The organism is Sphingomonas faeni (assembly GCF_040407495.1).
GTDB classification, from domain to species: Bacteria; Pseudomonadota; Alphaproteobacteria; order Sphingomonadales; family Sphingomonadaceae; genus Sphingomonas; species Sphingomonas faeni_D.
The window spans coordinates 590,876-607,956 of sequence record NZ_JAPZPP010000001.1 but is presented as its reverse complement, the minus strand read 5'-3'; the positions used below and the strand labels follow the sequence as shown (position 1 = coordinate 607,956).

Annotated in this window: 16 protein-coding genes; 8 read left to right on the top strand and 8 right to left on the bottom strand. The window is 66.2% G+C overall.

Features of this window, described 5'->3' with window-relative positions; all coding sequences use genetic code 11:
* The first annotated feature begins 3 nt into the window (after window positions 1-3).
* Window positions 4-1,179, top strand: coding sequence for a ribonuclease D (rnd, locus tag O6W96_RS02880; protein ID WP_353468156.1), 1,176 nt, complete (start codon window positions 4-6; stop codon window positions 1,177-1,179).
* Window positions 1,176-1,472 (top strand): I78 family peptidase inhibitor, encoded by a 297-nt coding sequence (locus O6W96_RS02875; protein ID WP_353468155.1) that lies wholly within the window; start codon window positions 1,176-1,178, stop codon window positions 1,470-1,472. The genes rnd and O6W96_RS02875 overlap by 4 nt, the downstream gene beginning before the upstream one ends.
* A gap of 57 nt (window positions 1,473-1,529) precedes the next feature.
* On the opposite strand, the gene O6W96_RS02870 is transcribed toward O6W96_RS02875, so the two are convergent.
* Genes O6W96_RS02870 through O6W96_RS02855 form a run of 4 tightly spaced genes read right to left on the bottom strand, consistent with a single transcriptional unit; the run spans window position 1,530 to window position 7,120 of the window.
* The gene (locus O6W96_RS02870) at window positions 1,530-3,041 is read right to left on the bottom strand and encodes a Ppx/GppA family phosphatase (RefSeq protein WP_353468154.1); all 1,512 of its coding nucleotides are present in this window, start codon (window positions 3,039-3,041) and stop codon (window positions 1,530-1,532) included.
* On the bottom strand, window positions 3,038-5,203 hold the full coding sequence (locus tag O6W96_RS02865; protein ID WP_353468153.1) for an RNA degradosome polyphosphate kinase: 2,166 nt from the start codon (window positions 5,201-5,203) through the stop codon (window positions 3,038-3,040). Before O6W96_RS02865 ends, O6W96_RS02870 begins: the two co-directional genes overlap by 4 nt.
* Window positions 5,204-5,219: 16 nt before the next feature.
* Window positions 5,220-5,864, bottom strand: a complete 645-nt coding sequence (locus tag O6W96_RS02860) for an HdaA/DnaA family protein (protein ID WP_056050416.1) — start codon at window positions 5,862-5,864, stop codon at window positions 5,220-5,222.
* An 11-nt stretch (window positions 5,865-5,875) separates the two neighbouring features.
* Window positions 5,876-7,120, bottom strand: coding sequence for a heavy-metal-associated domain-containing protein (locus O6W96_RS02855; protein ID WP_353468152.1), 1,245 nt, complete (start codon window positions 7,118-7,120; stop codon window positions 5,876-5,878).
* A gap of 64 nt (window positions 7,121-7,184) precedes the next feature.
* On the opposite strand from O6W96_RS02855, the gene purM reads away from it, so the two are divergent.
* The 4 genes from purM to O6W96_RS02835 are packed head-to-tail and all read left to right on the top strand — an operon-like array spanning window position 7,185 to window position 9,829.
* Window positions 7,185-8,300 (top strand): phosphoribosylformylglycinamidine cyclo-ligase, encoded by a 1,116-nt coding sequence (purM, locus tag O6W96_RS02850; RefSeq protein WP_353468151.1) that lies wholly within the window; start codon window positions 7,185-7,187, stop codon window positions 8,298-8,300.
* Window positions 8,293-8,865: a phosphoribosylglycinamide formyltransferase gene (gene purN, locus O6W96_RS02845; protein ID WP_353468150.1), complete on the top strand. Its 573-nt coding sequence runs from the start codon at window positions 8,293-8,295 to the stop codon at window positions 8,863-8,865. Before purM ends, purN begins: the two co-directional genes overlap by 8 nt.
* A complete protein-coding gene (locus O6W96_RS02840) occupies window positions 8,862-9,227 on the top strand; it encodes an MmcQ/YjbR family DNA-binding protein (protein WP_353468149.1) in 366 nt (121 codons plus the stop codon). Before purN ends, O6W96_RS02840 begins: the two co-directional genes overlap by 4 nt.
* On the top strand, window positions 9,224-9,829 hold the full coding sequence (locus tag O6W96_RS02835; protein WP_353468148.1) for a hypothetical protein: 606 nt from the start codon (window positions 9,224-9,226) through the stop codon (window positions 9,827-9,829). The genes O6W96_RS02840 and O6W96_RS02835 overlap by 4 nt, the downstream gene beginning before the upstream one ends.
* A 108-nt stretch (window positions 9,830-9,937) precedes the next feature.
* Here the strand turns inward: O6W96_RS02835 and O6W96_RS02830 are convergent, their stop codons facing one another.
* The 4 genes from O6W96_RS02830 to O6W96_RS02815 all read right to left on the bottom strand — a co-directional run bounded on the left by O6W96_RS02830 (window position 9,938) and on the right by O6W96_RS02815 (window position 13,013).
* Window positions 9,938-10,456 (bottom strand): GNAT family N-acetyltransferase, encoded by a 519-nt coding sequence (locus O6W96_RS02830; RefSeq protein ID WP_353468147.1) that lies wholly within the window; start codon window positions 10,454-10,456, stop codon window positions 9,938-9,940.
* A complete protein-coding gene (ndk, locus tag O6W96_RS02825) occupies window positions 10,456-10,878 on the bottom strand; it encodes a nucleoside-diphosphate kinase (RefSeq protein WP_056058698.1) in 423 nt (140 codons plus the stop codon). Before ndk ends, O6W96_RS02830 begins: the two co-directional genes overlap by 1 nt.
* 72 nt (window positions 10,879-10,950) lie before the next feature.
* Window positions 10,951-11,397: a DNA polymerase III subunit chi gene (locus tag O6W96_RS02820; RefSeq protein ID WP_353468146.1), complete on the bottom strand. Its 447-nt coding sequence runs from the start codon at window positions 11,395-11,397 to the stop codon at window positions 10,951-10,953.
* A gap of 140 nt (window positions 11,398-11,537) precedes the next feature.
* Window positions 11,538-13,013 carry a leucyl aminopeptidase gene (locus tag O6W96_RS02815; protein WP_353468145.1) on the bottom strand — a complete coding sequence of 492 codons (1,476 nt, stop codon included), beginning with the start codon at window positions 13,011-13,013 and terminating at the stop codon, window positions 11,538-11,540.
* A 215-nt stretch (window positions 13,014-13,228) separates the two neighbouring features.
* On the opposite strand from O6W96_RS02815, the gene O6W96_RS02810 reads away from it, so the two are divergent.
* Together O6W96_RS02810 and O6W96_RS02805 are read left to right on the top strand one after the other, a co-directional pair.
* Complete coding sequence (locus O6W96_RS02810; protein ID WP_435372168.1) at window positions 13,229-15,493, top strand: LPS-assembly protein LptD; 2,265 nt, start codon at window positions 13,229-13,231, stop codon at window positions 15,491-15,493.
* 97 nt (window positions 15,494-15,590) lie between these two features.
* Window positions 15,591-17,078, top strand: coding sequence for a peptidylprolyl isomerase (locus O6W96_RS02805; protein WP_353468143.1), 1,488 nt, complete (start codon window positions 15,591-15,593; stop codon window positions 17,076-17,078).
* Window positions 17,079-17,081 lie beyond the last annotated feature (3 nt).

Here is a 17,081-nt window from a genome sequence, read left to right as displayed (position 1 = left end):
GCGATGCATATCCACCCGCTTATCTCCGACAGTGCCACGCTCGCCAATCTGTGTGCGCGCATGGCCGACGCCGACTATGTGTGCGTCGACACCGAATTCATGCGCGAGAGCACCTATTACCCGGAACTCTGCCTGATCCAGATCGCCGACGACAAGGAAGCCGCGGCGATCGACCCGATGGCGCCGGGGATCGACCTCAAGCCGCTGCTCGACCTGCTCGTCGAGAATCACGACGTGCTGAAGGTCGTCCACGCCGGCGGGCAGGACATCGAGATCGTCTACAACCTGACCGGCAAGACCCCCTTCCCGCTGTTCGACACGCAGGTCGCGGCGATGGCGCTCGGTCAGGGCGAGCAGATCGGCTATTCGAACTTGGTCGACAGCTGGCTCGGCATCGCGGTCGACAAGGGTGCTAGGTTTACCGACTGGGCGCGCCGGCCGCTGGACGCGCGGCAGATCGAATACGCGATCGGCGACGTGACGCATCTGTCGAAGATCTTCCCGAAGATGCTGGAGCGGTTGCGGAAAACCGGGCGCGGCGTTTGGCTCGACCAGGAGATGGAGCGACTCGGCGATACCGCCAATTACGCGAACGATCCCGATCTGGCGTGGAAGCGCGTGCGGATTTCGGGGCGCAAGCCTGACGTGTTGGGGCGACTGAAGGCGCTCGCGCGGTGGCGTGAACTGGAAGCGCAGGCGAAGGATTTGCCGCGCGGGCGGATCGTCAAGGACGAGACGCTGGGTGATATGGCGGGACACCCACCGAAGAAGCAGGCGGACTTGGCGCGCGTGCGTGGGCTTTCGGCGACCTGGGCTGGGAATGACATCGGCGGCCGCTTGATGGCGGCGATCGAGGGGGCGCAACCGCTTGGCGACGACGAACTGCCACCGCGGGACGATCGCAAGCCGGGGCTTGGCAAGGAGGGTTCGCTGGTGGCTGACCTCCTCAAGCTGCTTCTGAAGATCCGCTCGCGAGACATTGATGTCGCTTCGAAATTGCTGGCGCGCACCGATGAACTCGAAGCGCTGGCGGCGGGTGTGCGAACCGGACTGCCGATGCTCGAAGGCTGGCGGTTCGATCAGTTCGGCCGCGACGCGCTCGATCTGGTCGAGGGGCGGCTGGCGTTTGCGGTGTTCGGCGGAAAGCTGAAGATGACGCGTACGGAGGATGCCGCATGAGGATCGTCTTGGTTGCAGCCTTGCTCGGGTCGGCGGCATGTACGCCGGTCGAGATGCGCGGCGAGGCTCCTGCCGCTTCGCCAGTCGCTGCGGCGTGCAATGCCGACTCGCTCGGCGATCTGGTCGGCAAGCGGGCTAGCGACGCTCGGGCTGACGTGATGCAGACCCGGTCGGGCGCGCGCACGCTCCGCTGGATCGCACCGAATACCGGGGTGACGATGGATTTTCGGCCCGATCGGCTGAATGTGTACGTCGACGCCAAGGGCAGGATCGAACGCTTTACCTGCGCCTGACACGCTCGTCTTCCTTCGTCTCGCTCCCGATCGAGAGCGGGACGAGTGAGGACGGGATCAGCTCAACGCCAACTGGGGTTTTCGTCCCAGCGCGGCGGCAAGTGCGTTGTGGCGACGTTCTACCGCTTCACCGTATAGCCCGCGATCATCCGGGCGCAGCGTCAGCGTGAGGGAAACGCCATCGTCGGCAAGGCGCGAGCGTTTCAACGGTCCGGCAAGCCCGCCACTCATCCGCTGGCCCAAGCGCATGGCCAGGCCCCAGGCGGTCGCACTCTTCACTGCCGCTGGAGACGCCAATCGTCCGACGGTATCGCCGGCGGACAGATCGCCGCCCAAGCTCGTGTAGAGCGCCTGCGCCAGCATCCCCCTGCCCGGCGCGTCGATCGCCACCCAGTTGCCGTGCAGCGCGACCTCTACGCCGCGTTCGGCGCGGAATTCGGGGTTGGCGCGCCAGCCTACGTCGGCGAGCAGGCACGCCGTGTGGCGAATGCGGGCCGTAGCCGGCGGCTCGGTGGTGAACAGCGGTGCGATCCAGCGATCGAGCAGGTCACCGTGTTCGGGGAAGCGTCCTAGCAAACGCCCTTCCTCGCGGGCGGCAACGATCAGCGGATCGAGCGCGCGGTCTGCGGGCTTCAGGTCCTCATAGAGAAGACCTTCGCGCAGGCCGTATGCGGACACCACGGTGGTTCGGCTGCCGAGTTGCCGCATCAGCAGCCCCAGCAACGCCGCCGCATCCGCCAGCGTCGCCGTGCGGCCAGAGGAGAGACCGGGGATAGCTTTCAGACGCGGCTTGGAGAGCTGCGGGATCGTTCGGCTGAGCCGTGTGATCGTTGCGGCGGTCATCGAATATTGGTGAATGATCGGCAGCGGGTAATCCGACAGCTCCATGTCGAGCCGCGCGAGCGCCCGCCACGAACCACCGACGAGGTACAGGGGAAGGCCCTGCCCGCGCGCGGTCCAGCCGGCTTCGCGGACCAGGCGGGCGACATGGCGTTCGAGGACCTTGCCGCGCTTGGCCCGGATCGGGCCGATGCGCAGGACGCCGAGCGGGAACGAGACGCGGTCCTCGATCTTGCCGCGGCGAACGCGGACGAGTTCGAGACTGCCGCCGCCGAGATCGCCGACGATGCCATCCGCTTCGGGGATTGCGGAGAGGACACCGTAGCCGGCCGCGCTGGCCTCCTGTTCGCCCGACAGCGTCTCGACGGTAAGGCCGAGTTGTTCAGCCGCGGTAATGAGTTCGCCGCCGTTCTTCGCATCGCGTACAGCCGCCGTCGCGACCGTGCGGAGCGTCGAGCATTCCATTTCCTTCGCCACCGCCGCGAACCGCGCCAGCGCGACGCGTGCCGTCTTCAGCGCGGACTTCTCGATCGCGCCAGTCGCGGCGAGGCCACGACCGAGCCCGGCCAACACCTTCTCGTTGAACCGGATCGCGGGCAGCCGCGGTGGCCCCTGATACACCACCAGCCGGATCGAGTTCGAGCCGATATCGATGATCCCGGTGCGTGGGTGGTCGTCGGTCTCGGCCTTGGGCGGGGAATTGCCGAACAGGATATTCGTGACGCTCATCGTTTTCGACGGAGCGACAGCGTTGGCACGGCATTGCTGGTCGCGAGCGAAGCGCCGCGGCCGGAGAGCGAAGGATTCGTCATGAAATACCGATGCAGGTTGAACGGGCGGTCGCCGGGATCGACGCGGCTGTATTCGCCGTCGGGGCCTAGCTCCCAACTCTGCTCGTTGTCGATCAGGTTCGCGACCATCACCTGATCGAGGATCTGGTCGTGGACGGTCGGGTTCAAGATCGGCAGCATGTACTCGACGCGGCGGTCGAAGTTGCGCGGCATCCAGTCGGCCGACGAGATGAACAGCTTGGCACCGTCGTTGGGCAGCGCCTTGCCGTTGCCGAACGCCCAGATCCGGCTGTGCTCCAGGAACCGCCCGATCACCGACTTCACGCGGATCGTCTCGGACAACCCAGGTACGCCGGGACGAAGGCAGCAGATGCCGCGGATAATGAGGTCGATTTCGACCCCCGCACCGCTCGCCTCGTACAGCTTCTCGATCACCGCAGGGTCGACCAGCGAGTTCATCTTCGCCCAGACGCCGGCAGGTTTGCCGGCACGCGCGTTGGCGATCTCGACGTCGATCAGGTTCATCAAATTCTGGCGGAGGTCACGCGGGCTCAGGCTGACGCGCGCCATGTCGGTCGGTTCGACATAGCCGGTGATGTAGTTGAACATCTGCGCTGCATCGCGCCCGACGGCGGCGTCGGCGGTGAAGAAGCTGATGTCGGTATAGATCTTCGCAGTGACCGGGTGATAATTACCGGTGCCGAAATGGCAGTAGGTGCGGAATGCCTGGCCTTCGCGGCGGACGACCAGCGAGACCTTCGCGTGCGTCTTCCAGTCGATGAAGCCGTAGACGACTTGGACGCCCGCGCGCTCCAGCGCGGAGGCCCATACCATGTTCTGCTCCTCGTCGAACCGCGCCTTCAGCTCGACGACCGCGGTGACGGACTTGCCCGCCTCGGCCGCGGTGATCAGCGCGTTGATGACCGCGGGCTGCTTGCCGGCGCGGTAAAGCGTTTGCTTGATCGCCACCACATCCGGGTCGTTCGCCGCCTGTTTCAGGAAGGCGAGTACCACTTCGAACGTCTCGTACGGGTGGTGGACGACGATGTCCTTGGCCTTGATCGCCGCGAAGCAATCGCCGCCGAATTCGCGGATCCGCTCGGGAAAGCGCGGCGTGAAGGGCGGGAACTTTAGGTCCGGGCGATCCTCGTCGACCAGCCCGTCGAGGTCGACGATGCCGAGCAGATTGCCGCTCTCGGTGATGATCGCGTCGGCGCCACCGAGTTCGTCCTTGAGCACGGCCGCCAGCACGTCCGGGATGCCAGTTTCGAGTTCCAGGCGAATGACGCGGCCACGGCGGCGGCGTTTGATCGCGTTGGCGAAGTAGCGGACGAGATCCTCGGCCTCTTCCTCGATTTCCATGTCGCTGTCGCGCAAGACCCGGAAGCTGGCGGCGGCCAGCACTTCGTAGCCTGGGAACAGAACGGGGGCGAAGCGCTTGAGGAGCGTCTCAATCGCGATGTAGCGCGCTGGCTCGCCGGGGAGACGGATGAAGCGCGTCATCGTGTGCGGAAGCATGACCAGTTCGCGCACCGGCTCGTTATCCGAGCGGCGTACAAGGTCGAAGATCACCGACAAGCCACGGTTCGGGATGAACGGGAACGGATGCGCGGGGTCGAGCGCCTGCGGGGTCAGGATCGGGAAGATCTGGTCGCGGAAATGCGTTTCGAGCCACTCGTCCGCCTCGCCGTCGATCGCCTCGCGGCGAAGCGCGAACAGCCCCGCCTCGTCGAGCAGCACGCGGAGGTCGCCCCAGACCGCCTGCTGACTCGCCATCAGCGCATCGGCCTCACGGATGATCGCGGTAAGCTGTTGCCCCGCGGTAAGACCGTCCGCCGAGCGCCGGTCGACGTCCTGCGTCTGCTGGCCCTTCAGGCCGGCGACACGGACCATGAAGAACTCGTCGAGGTTCGACCCCGAGATCGACAGGAAGCGGAGCCGCTCGAGCAGCGGATGCGCGGGGTTGCATGCCTCCTCCAGCACGCGGCGATTGAACGCCAGCCAAGAGAGCTCGCGGTTGAAAAACCGGTCGTTCGGCTCTGCGCCGATGGGATCGTCGTCGTCTTCCGATTGGCGGACGATATGCGCTGGACGGTTCATCGGGCCTCTTGGGGGCTTATGGTGGCGTGAAGAGCGGGAGGTCGAGAGCGAGTTGCGGCCGGAGGATCAGCCCGGCCTCGGTGAGTGTGGTTCGTGCAAGAGGAATGGACAAGCGCTTGCGACGTTCCATCGCCTCCTGATCGAGCGCATCGACGGTTCGCGTTACGGTAATATGACTGCGCTCGATTCTGGTCGCGAGCCAGTCGATCAGATCGGGCCGTGCATCGAGGCTGCGACGCTCGAACAGGTGCGCCAGCAATAGCCGCATGAGCTCGTCGTCGGGCGCGCCGATCGCGGCGATCGGGCTTGCGGCGAGGCGCGAGCGCAGGTCGGGGAGCTTCACCTTCCATTCGGGCGGCGCGGCGTCGGCGACGATCAGCAGCGGCCTGTGCTCCTCCTGCGCGCGGTTCCAGGCGTGGAACAGCTGTGCTTCGGGCACGCGCTCGGCATCGTCGATGATCGTGCCACCGCTCTTCGCCGCGAAGATGCGTGCGAGCAGGCTGCGGCCCGATTTGCGTGGGCCGGTGAGGATGGCAGTCATGACCGGCCAGGTGGCCGTATGCTCCAGCGTATGGACGGCCCGCGAGTTGGAGGGGGTAACGAGGAAGGCGTCGTCGCGAGGGTCCGCCGGCCACCCGAGTGGCAGCGCAATTTGAGTCATCTTGGTCGCGCTCACCCTGTCGTCGCATTGTCCGCGGGCAGATCCGGCGGAAGAAGTTGGGCGACCCGGCGAATGCGGATCGTCTGGCCGGAGCCGAATACCTGGTAGCCGCGGGCTTCGAGCGCGGTCTTGAGGGCGGCCGGGTCTCCGTCATAGGCGACGCGCATCAGCGAGACGCCGCCGAGCGCGAGGCTGGTCGTTGCCGCCGAGCGAACGCCGGGGATCGCGCGGAGTGCGGCTTCGGTCGAGGATACGGCCGTGGCGGCAGGCGTGTCGAACTGGACGATGACCGAGATGCCCGCGCCACCTGTCAGGACGGCGGTGTTGGCGTCCGCGGTCTCGTCGGTGGGCAGGTCGTCAATCACCGCGGCTTCGGGCGGCGGCGGTGGCGATAGGCTGTAGTCGACGCGGAGTGAGCCGTTGCGACGTGCCTGCTGATACAGGTCGTCGATCCGCTTCACGCCGGTATCGAGCAATTGCGCGATGCCGTCGGGCGTCCCGACTCGCAACGTGAAGCTGCCGATCAGGTCGTTGTCGGGGCCGTGGCGCGCTTCGAACACGCCGATCACCGGGCCACCGGGCCATTGGCGATAGAGCTTCACGACTGGGGTGAGCACGTCGCTCGCGCCATATTGGTCGAGGATCGTCCGCCACCAGCCGCGGCCAGGACGCTGCGTCTGGCCGACGTTGAGCAGGAGCGCGTCGGGGCCGGAACCGGAGGGCCGAACGTAATCGATGCTGCTGTTGCCGGTGCGATAGCGTGCCCAGGCCTGTTGCCACTGCGTGCTCTGCTCGAACGCCTGGCCGACGCCGCCCGAATATTGGATCGGGATGGTCAGCATCGGTTGCGAGCGATCGGCATAGGTCGAGATGCCGAGGATCGATCCGGCGCGACCGCGATCGAACAGCACGCCGAGCTTGGCGATGTAGCGCTGCGGGCCGATCTGTTCGTTCTCGACGACGATCCCGGAAACCAGCGAATCGAGCGTGCCATCGGAGACGAGGCCGCCACCACCGCCGAGCCGGTTCGACAATTGCACCCACGCCTTGCGCTGAGCGAGCCGCCAGCCGCTATAGCGCGCAGCGTCGGCGGTCTTGCCCGCAACGTCGACCGTGACGCCGCTCACCTCGTAAGCGCTGCCGCTGTCGACCGGGGCGGCGCCTCGGCTGCCGCCCTCGATCTGCGCGAGCACGGCTCCGCCGCTCAACAATAGGGCGGCGCCGGCCAGGGCGGCGGGAAGGGTACGGATACGCATTAAGCGGGCCTTTTGGCGAAGCAGACGTGGAAATCCAAGCGCGATGTGGCTAGCAGCACCGATCATGACCGATACGCCAGACTCCGCCACTCCCGCTTCGGGCCCTTACACCTACGCTCAGGCGGGCGTTTCGATCGCCGCGGGCAATGCGCTGGTGCGGGCGATCGCTCCGCTCGCGCGCTCGACGCGGCGGCCGGGCGCGGATGCCGATCTTGGTGGGTTCGGGGGGATGTTCGACCTAAAGGCAGCGGGGTTCGTCGATCCTCTGCTGGTCGCGGCGAACGATGGCGTCGGCACCAAGCTGAAGCTGGCGATCGAATGGGACCGGCATGAAGGCGTTGGCGTCGATCTCGTCGCGATGTGCGTCAACGACCTGATCGTGCAGGGTGCCGAGCCGCTGTTCTTCCTCGATTATTATGCGAGCGGGAAGCTCGATGCGGCGGTTGCAGAGCGCGTCGTCGCCTCGATCGCGGAAGGGTGCAAGACGGCCGGCTGCGCGCTGATCGGGGGCGAGACCGCCGAGATGCCGGGCATGTATGCGGACGGCGATTACGACCTCGCGGGTTTCTGCGTCGGTGCGGTCGAGCGGACCAACATGCTGACGGGACGCGAGATCGCCGCGGGCGACGTAATGCTGGGGCTGGCGTCGTCGGGCGTGCATTCGAACGGGTTCTCGCTGGTTCGCCGCCTTGCCGCCGATCGCGGGTGGAAGCTCGATCGCCCTGCGTTGTTCGATCAGGACAAGTTGCTGATCGATCACCTGATGGCGCCGACTCGCATCTACGTCGCCAGCCTGCTGCCGCTGCTGCGCGAGCGGCGGATCAAGGGACTGGCGCATATCACCGGTGGTGGCCTGCTCGAGAACATCCCGCGCGTGCTGCCCGACGGCGTGCATGCGGTGGTCGATGCGGATGCATGGGAGCAGTCGCGGTTGATGGCGTTCCTGCAGGCGCAGGGCGCGATCGAGCCGGAGGAGATGGCGCGGACGTTCAACTGCGGGATCGGCATGGTCGTGATCGTGAGTGCCGACGAGGCCGACGCGGTGACCGCGGCGCTCGAAGCAGCGCACGAGACCGTGTTCACGATCGGGCGGATCGACGCCGGGTCGCATGGCTGCACGGTGCGCGGATCGGCGGGCACCTGGAGCGCGCGCGAGGACTGGACCGCGACGCATGGCTGACAAGACGCGCGTCGGCGTGCTGATCTCGGGGCGCGGATCGAATATGATGGCGCTGGTCGGCGCGTCGCGTGCGCCCGAGTGTCCGTATGAGATCGCTCTGGTCGCTTCGGACAAGCCGGACGCGGCGGGGCTCGAATGGGCTCGGTCGGAGGGCTTGGCGACGTTCGCGCTCTCGCCGAAAGGTTTGGGGAAACCGGCCTATGAGGCGGCGATCGATGCGGCGTTGCACGAGGCTGGTGTCGAGGTCGTTGCACTGGCGGGCTATATGCGACTGCTGTCGGACGGGTTCGTCGCGACGTGGCGGGACCGGATTGTCAATATCCATCCGTCGCTGCTGCCCAAGTACAAGGGACTGGACACGCACGCGCGGGCGATCGCGGCGGGCGATGCCGCCGGCGGGTGCTCGGTGCATGTCGTGACCGAGGAGCTCGATGGGGGCGTGGTGCTGGGGCAGGCCGAGGTGCCGATCCTTGCCGGCGACGATGCCAAGGCGCTTGCGGATCGCGTGCTGGCGGCGGAGCATGTCTTGTACCCGAAGACCTTGGCGGAGTTCGTGACGCGATGACCGATCTGTCCCCCCTCGACCGCGTTCGCGCGGCGGCGCTGGCGTTGCCCGAAACCGAAGAGACCGTGTCGCATGGTCAGCCGACGTTCTTTGTCGCCGACAAGCAGTTCGCACAGTTCCGGGCGGATCATCACGGCGATGGACTGACCACGGTGTGCGTGAAGACCGGCGGGAGCGACGAGCAGGCGATGCTGATCGAGGCGAATCCGGCCGTGTATTCTCGCCCTGCGTATCTCGGCGCGACGGGTTGGGTCGGCATGAATGTCGCGGGCGATCCCGACTGGGCGCTGGTCGAGGACCGGATCGCGCGGAGCTGGGAACTGGCGGCCCCCGCCCGCCTGCTGGAGGCTGGCGGACGATGAGCATCGAGACACCGACCGAACGCCGCGAGGCCGCGGCGACGCGGCGGCGTTGGGTGACGTTGGCCGAGGTCGTGGCCGTTGCGGGCGTGCTCATTGCCGCGCTGACGCTGTGGACCAACTGGTCGGATCACCGCGCTAACGAGGCCGACAAGATCGCGGCGCAGTCGAGTGCGGCGCGCGAGCGGACGAAGATCGATCTCTCGGCGATCGTGCAGGATGGCGGCAACACGCTGTTGCTGAAGGATGCGCGGCATGACCTGCAGGACGTGACGATCACGTTTCCGCGGGCGCTCGGGGTTTCAGCGCAGCGGCCGCCGGCCGAGCCGGTGATCGACGGGTCGTGGTTCTCGGCGCCGTTGCTGAAGCTTACCGATGGTGGGCCGGACGATCGGGCTGGACGGCTGCCGGTGCTGGTCAGCGTGCAGTATTTCGATGGCGACGCGACGCGGTCTGCCAGCGGAATCTACGACGTGATCTGGAAGACCGAGGGGCGGGTGTTGCGCGGTCGCGCGCTGAAGCTGGAGGGTCTGCGGGTCCGTCAGCGTGGCGGCGATCAGGCGAAGCTCGATGCGATCTGGGCGAAAGAGAAGCCGGCGGCGTAAGTCGCGCCCCCAGAAAAAGTACAGCTTGTTCCCCCGCGAAGGCGGGGGTCCAGACTGGGCTCCCGCCTTCGCGGGAGAACAAGGAGGCGGTAGTTGCCTTCGCCCAGCTCAGACTGCTCGCGCGTAGACCGGGTCGTCGTGGAGCGTGGTACCGACCATGAACTGGCGCGCGCCGATTACCTCGAAACCCTGGCGTTCGTAGAAGGCCCGGGCGCGGGTGTTCTGGTCCCATACGCCTAACAGGACGCGGGTTCGGCCTGCCGCCGCGGCGTCTTCGAGTGCGCGGGCCATTAGCGCGGCACCCAGCCCAGAGCCCTGAGCCTGCTTCATGAGATAGATGCGGCGGAGTTCGATATCGACGGGGCCGGGCTCGATCGGGAAGTCCGGCGCGGTCAACACCGTGTAGCCGATCGGCGCGTGGCCGGGCTCGTACTCGGCCAGCGTCACGATCGTCGCGGGATCGGACAGCCAGGTCTCGAACGTGGCGATGCTGTTCTTCATCGTGCAGTGGGCGACGATGTCCGCCCCCGACAGCACGGTCGCATAAGTATCGAGGAACGTGGCGGATGCGACGAGCGATAGCGCGGGCGCATCGCCCGGCTCAGCCCGTCGCAGCCGCCAGGTCATCAGCCGACGATCTCTTCGGGCTTGAAGAAGTACGCGATCTCGATCTCGGCGTTCTCGTCCGAATCCGAACCGTGCACCGAGTTGGCTTCGATCGACTCGGCGAGTTCCTTGCGGATCGTGCCGGCATCGGCGTTGGCGGGGTTGGTGGCGCCCATGATGTCGCGGTTGCGCTGCATCGCGTTCTCGCCTTCGAGAACCTGGACGACGACCGGGCCCGAGATCATGAACGAGACGAGCTCACCGAAGAACGGACGCTCCTTGTGGACCGCGTAGAAGCCCTCGGCCTGCTCGCGGGTCATCTGGATGCGCTTCGAGGCGACGACGCGCAGGCCAGCTTCCTCGAGCATCTTGGTGACCGCACCAGTCAGGTTGCGGCGGGTTGCGTCGGGCTTGATGATCGAAAAGGTACGGTTCGCGGCCATGATGGTCACGGGCTCCTGTGTTGACGGTAATCGGATGCGCGGCGCTTAGGCGGGGGACGGCCGTAAAGCAACCTATGCGGCCTGTTCCCAGCGGCCCGACTCATTCTGCTTCCAGTACCGACGCTCGACGTCGTCGCGGTCGGCGAGTCCTTTCCAGGCGAGGCGGGCTTCGCGGATCGCTTCGTCGTCGAAGATGTGGAAGGCTCGGTCAAAGGTTAGGATAAGGTCACGCCAACGTCCGTCTACCACTGCGACGTTGCGGGCGGCGTTGGCGGGCGCGGTTTCCTGGATGTCTTGAGCGATTAGAATGGGTTGGGCGGTATCGTCGTTGCTGCCGGCCTGGGCGTGGGGGAGGAAGCTCTCGGGGGCGTAGGACCATAGCAGGCGGTCCAGCGCGACGCGTTGCTCTTCGGGTTCGGCGACGATGAGGAGGCGGCCGCCGGTCTGGACTACTCGCTGAGCGATGCGCGGAAGGACGCGGTCGAGGGGGCTGGTTAGGTGGTAGAAATCGACCTGCATAGTTTCCGTCCCCCTGCTCAAACCACGCCGTCATCCTGACGAAAGTCAGGACCCAGAGTTATTGAGCGCATCGCGTGGTATCCTGGGTCCTGACTTTCGTCAGGATGACGGGGGGAGTGCGAGTCCCCCGTCATCCGTAATTAGCCCTCGAAATTGTCGGCGACGAACTGGTCGAGCAGGCGCACGCCGTAGCCGGTCGCGCCCTTGTCGTGGTTCGTGCCCGGCTTGTCCGACCAGACCATGCCGGCGATATCCAGATGTGCCCACTTCACGCCTTCGTCGACGAACCGCTTGATGAACTGCGCCGCTGTGATCGAGCCGGCACCGCGCGGCCCCACGTTCTTCATGTCGGCGATCGGCGAGTCGATCAGCTTGTCGTACGCGGGCGACAGCGGAAAGCGCCAGAGCGTGTCGCCGGTGGTCTTGCCCGCCGCGATCAGCTGGTCGGCGAGTGCGTCGTCGTTCGCGAAGATGCCGCCATTCTCGGTGCCGAGCGCGACGATCATGGCGCCGGTCAGCGTGGCGAGATCGACGATCGTCGTCGGCTTGTGCGCCTGCTGCACCCAGGTGACGCAATCGCAGAGCACGAGACGACCCTCGGCGTCGGTGTTGAGCACTTCGATCGTCTGGCCCGACATCGAGGTGATGACGTCGCTCGGACGCAGCGCCGCACCATCGGGCATGTTCTCGACCAGCCCCATCACGCCGACGACGTTCGCCTTCGCCTTGCGGCTGGCCAGCGCCTTCATCGCCCCGGCGACCGCACCCGCGCCACCCATGTCCCACTTCATGTCTTCCATGCCCGCGCCGGGCTTGATCGAGATGCCGCCCGAATCGAACGTCACGCCCTTGCCGACGAACGCGAGGGTGGGTGCGTCGGCCCCTGCCCCGTTCCACTTGAGCGCGAGGATGCGTGCTTCACGGCGCGAGCCCTGGCTGACGCCGAGCAGCGAACCCATGCCGAGCTCGGTCATCTGCGCTTCGTCGAGCACCGTGATCTCGAGCCCGAGACCCTCGACGTCCTTCGTCACCTTCTCGACGAAGCTCTCGGGATAGACGACGTTCGGCGGCGAGGTGACGAGCCAGCGTGTAAGGTCGAGCCCACCGGTAACCGCCAGCTGCTCGGCCCAGGCTGAATCGGTACCTTCGGGCGCGCCCGCGATGGTGATCTCGGTCAGCGTCGGCTTCGACTTCTCGGCCAGCTTCGTGCGGTACGTGTCGTAGCGCCATGCGCGCTGGGCGGCTGCGGCGGCGAAGTGTGCGGCGGCCTTAGGCGTCGGCGTGGCGCCGGCCGAGAGGTCGGCGACGACCGAGGTTGCGCCCGAAGTCAGCAGGCGTGCGGTGATCGCACCGCCGGCCTTCTCCCAATCGGCAGTTTCGCCGGCCCCGACTCCGACAAGCAGAACCTGGCGAACCGCGCCGTCGACCGGCACGAACAGCTCGACCACCGAGCCTGCCTCGCCCGCAAAGCGTGCCGCAGTCGCCGCGCTGGTCGCCACTGCCTCGACATCGCCGCCGATCGCGCTCCACGTGATCTGCGCGACGCCGTCCTTTGCAACGGGGACAGCAAGGATTGGAGCGTTGGCGGGAACGGTCGGGGCGAAGACGATCTGCATGAAGAAACCTCGGGAAGCGTTTGAACGGATGTGCGTACGCCATAAGTTGATGCCGCGGGTACGGCAAAGCAAGGTGGTCCCCCTAACGCACGATGATTGCAGCGATACGCTGGAGTGCGATTGCGGGATGCGATTGCAGCGAAGCGCCGGTGGTGCGATAGGCGGGCGATATGGCGGCAAACGGCTGCTCAGTGCCAAAGGGGTTGGTTCGGATCGTGTTGCGTATCGACCTTTTGGCGGGTTGCGCCCTTTCGCTCGCGCTGGCGACCGGACAGGCTGCGACTTCAGCTCAAGCCCAGGACTTCCAGAACCGCTCGGTCGCGCCGCCGGTGCAGGACCCGCCAGTCGCCAACGCGGCGACGGCGGCGCCGGGCGACGATCAAGTACAGTTCAGCTCGACCGCGCTGGAATACAACACCAACACCGATATCGTCACCGCGACCGGTGAAGTCCGGATGTTCCGCCAGGGCAGCCGGTTGCGCGCCGACAAGGTCGTGTGGAACCGCAAGACCGGCAAGGTCGTCGCGACCGGCAACATCGCGGTCACCAACCCCGAAGGCGACATCGCGTACGGCGACGAGATCAACCTGACCGATTCGCTGAAAGACGGCGTGGTCGACAACATGCTCGTCGTGCTCGAACAAGGCGGGCGCCTTGCCGCGCAGCAAGGCACGCGCGACGCCGACGGCACGGTCAATTTGAAGACGGCGGCCTACACGCCATGCAGCGTCACCAACACCGCCGGTTGCCCCAAGGAACCGACGTGGAAGATCACCGCGGTCCGCGTTACCTATCGCCCCGAGCGAAAGCGCATCTTCTACAAGGGCGCACGGTTGCATCTGTTCGGGCTGCCGAGCCTGCCGCTGCCCGAATTCTCGAACCCGGTCGGCGGCGGCAGCGACAGCGGCCTGCTCTCGCCCAACGGCGGCTATAGCCGCGTCAACGGCGTCGAAGTCAGCGTCCCCTATTACTGGAAGCTCGCCCCGAACCAGGGGCTGGTCGTCACGCCGCACATCTACAGTAGCGTGCTGCCGATGGCGCAGGTCGATTATTCCGCGCTTAATTCGAAGGGTGCGTTCAAGATACGCGCCTATGCGACCGAAAGCCGGCGCAGCGATGATCTGGCGACCGCGAACACGACCGATACCAGCATGGCGTTCCGTGGCTATATCGACGGGATGGCGCGCTATCAGTTGACGCCGAACTGGACCGCGAGCGGTTCGCTGCGCCTGACGACCGACCGGACGTTCCTGCGCCGCTACGACATCTCGCGCGACGACCGGTTGCGCACCACGGCGAGCCTGGAGCGGATCGACGACAGCAGCTATTTCTCGCTGAGCGGCTGGTACGCGCAGACGTTGCGCGTCGCCGACAGCCAGGGACAGCAGCCGATCGCGCTGCCCGAGATCGATTATCGCAAGCGGTTCGACGACGGTCTGGTCGGCGGCCGTTTCCAGCTTCAGCTCAACACGCTGGCGCTGACCCGCACCGATGGCCAGGACACGCAGCGCGCGTTTGCCAGCCTGCAATGGGACCTGCGCCGCTTCACGAACTGGGGCCAGGAGGTCACGTTCACCGCGTTCGCACGCGGCGATCTCTACAATACCAGCGACAACGAACTGACGATTCCCACCTATCGCGGACTCGAAGGCTTTCACCAGCGCGTCATCGGGGCGGCTGCGGTGGACGTGAAATGGCCATTCATCGGCACATTCCTGGGCGGCACGCAGCGCCTTACGCCGCGCGTCCAGTTCGTCGCGGCGCCAAAGGTCGCCAATATCTCGTTGCCGAACGAGGATTCACGCGCTGTCGATCTCGACGACACCAACCTGTTCTCGCTCAACCGTTTCGCCGGCTACGACCGGTTCGAGGATTCGTCGCGTGTCACCTATGGTGGCGAATGGGCGCTCGACCTGCCGGGTATCGCGTTCACCACCAACGTCGGACAGAGCTACCGCGTGGATACGCGGCCGACGATCCTCCCCGACGGCACCGGGCTCAGCGACCGCTTCTCCGACATCGTCGGGCGTAGCGAACTCCGGTTCCGCGACTTCGTCTCGATCGTCCATCGCTACCGGCTCGACAAGGACGGCTTCGCGATCCGCCGCAACGAGGTGGACGCGACAATCGGCTCGCGCGCGACCTACGTCCTGGTCGGCTACCTCAAGCTCAACCGCAACATCGATGCGTCGATCGAGGATCTGCGCGATCGCGAGGAAGTCCGTGTCGCGGGCCGGGTTCAGTTCGCGCGGTTCTGGTCGGCATTCGGCTCCGGCGTGGTCGACCTGACCAACGCGTCGGAGGATCCGTTGTCGCGCAGCGATGGCTTTACGCCGATCCGCCACCGCCTCGGCATACAATATGAGGACGACTGCCTGCGTCTCGGCGGGACTTGGCGGCGGACGTACAACGACACCGGCGACGCGCGTAAGGGCAACAGCTTCCTGTTGACGCTGGCCTTCACCAACCTCGGCCGCTAAGCCCGCGTTCAGCTACTTTGGGGCAAGCCGCGCCGGATATGCGTCGTCATGGCAGTGACGGTGCGGATTACGGCGTGCGATGATGGGATACCGACACTTGAAGCATGATGTTCGACTGGCGGCGCGTGGCGGCCGTGTGATCGGTTCGGTGGTTCTGGCCGCACTGGCAGCGGGCGCGATCGCGCAGGCTGTGCCACCCAAGAGCGCGCAGGGCCGACGCGGATCGCGACCCGCGCCGACCCAGCCGACGTCCGCGCCGGCTCCGCAGGCGTCGGCGCAATCGGCTCCGGGGGCGCAATCGGCTCCGGGGCAGACGGTGCAGGATCAGAGCGTGCCGGACAATACCGGTCTCGATATCCCGACCAACCTCCAGATCTTCGGCAAGGTCGATCCCAACGTCCGCAAGCCGACCGCGATCGTCAACGACACGGTCATCACCGGCACCGACGTCGACCAGCGGGTTTCGCTGGTGGCGATGGCGAACGAAGCCAAGCTGTCGTCGGAAGACCGCGAGCGGCTGAAGCTCCAGGTCCTGCGCCAGTTGATCGACGAGACGCTGCAGATCCAGGAGGCGAAGACCGCCGACGTCGTGATCACGCCCGCCGAACTGACACAGAGCTACGACGCGGTGTCGAAGCGCTTCAACCGTACGCCGGCGGCGATGCGGACGTATCTGCGCGAATCTGGATCGTCGGAGCGATCGCTCAAGCGCCAGATCGAGGGCGAGCTCGCCTGGCAGCGCTATCTGCGCAAGCGTGTCGAACCGTTCGTCAACGTCGGCGATGAGGAAGTGAAGTCGATCATCGATCGTCTCCAGGCGGCGAAGGGCACCGACGAGTTCAACCTCAAGGAAATCTATCTCGCGGCGACGCCGGCGAACAGCCAGCAGGTCTATGCCAACGCCAAGCAGATCCTGCAGGAAATTCAGAAGGGCGCGCAGCCGTTCGATTATTACGCGCGTCAATTCTCGGAAGCGTCGACGCGCGCGGTCGGTGGCGATCTTGGCTGGATCCGGACCGCGACGCTGCCGTCGCAGCTGGCCGAAGCCGCGACTTCGATGCAGGTCGGCCAGGTTGCCGGTCCGATCGAGGTCTCGGGCGGGTATTCGATCCTGTATCTGACCGACAAGCGCCAGGTGCTGACCGCCGATCCGCGCGATGCCAAGCTTAGCCTGAAGCAGCTGACGCTGCGCTTCCCGCCGAACACCGATCAGGCGCAGGCGACGGCGCGAGCGCAGGCATTCGCCAAGGCGACCCAGGAGCTGCGTGGCTGTGGTACGGTCGAGAAGGTCGCAGCCGGGATCGGTGCGGACGTCGTCGACAACGATACGGTCCGGATCCGCGACCTGCCACCGCAGCTTCAGGAAGTGATGCTGAAGCTTCAGGTCGGCGAATCGAGCCCGCCCTTCGGATCCGCCGAGCAGGGCGTGCGCGCGCTGGTATTGTGCGGGCGAGACGAAGCGGCTGGCGGTTCGGTGCCGAATTCGCAGCAGATCCAAGGGCAGCTCGAACAGCAGCGCGTCAATCTGCGCGCCCAGCAGAAGCTGCGCGATCTGCGGCGCGACGCCGTGGTCGAATATCGGTGATCG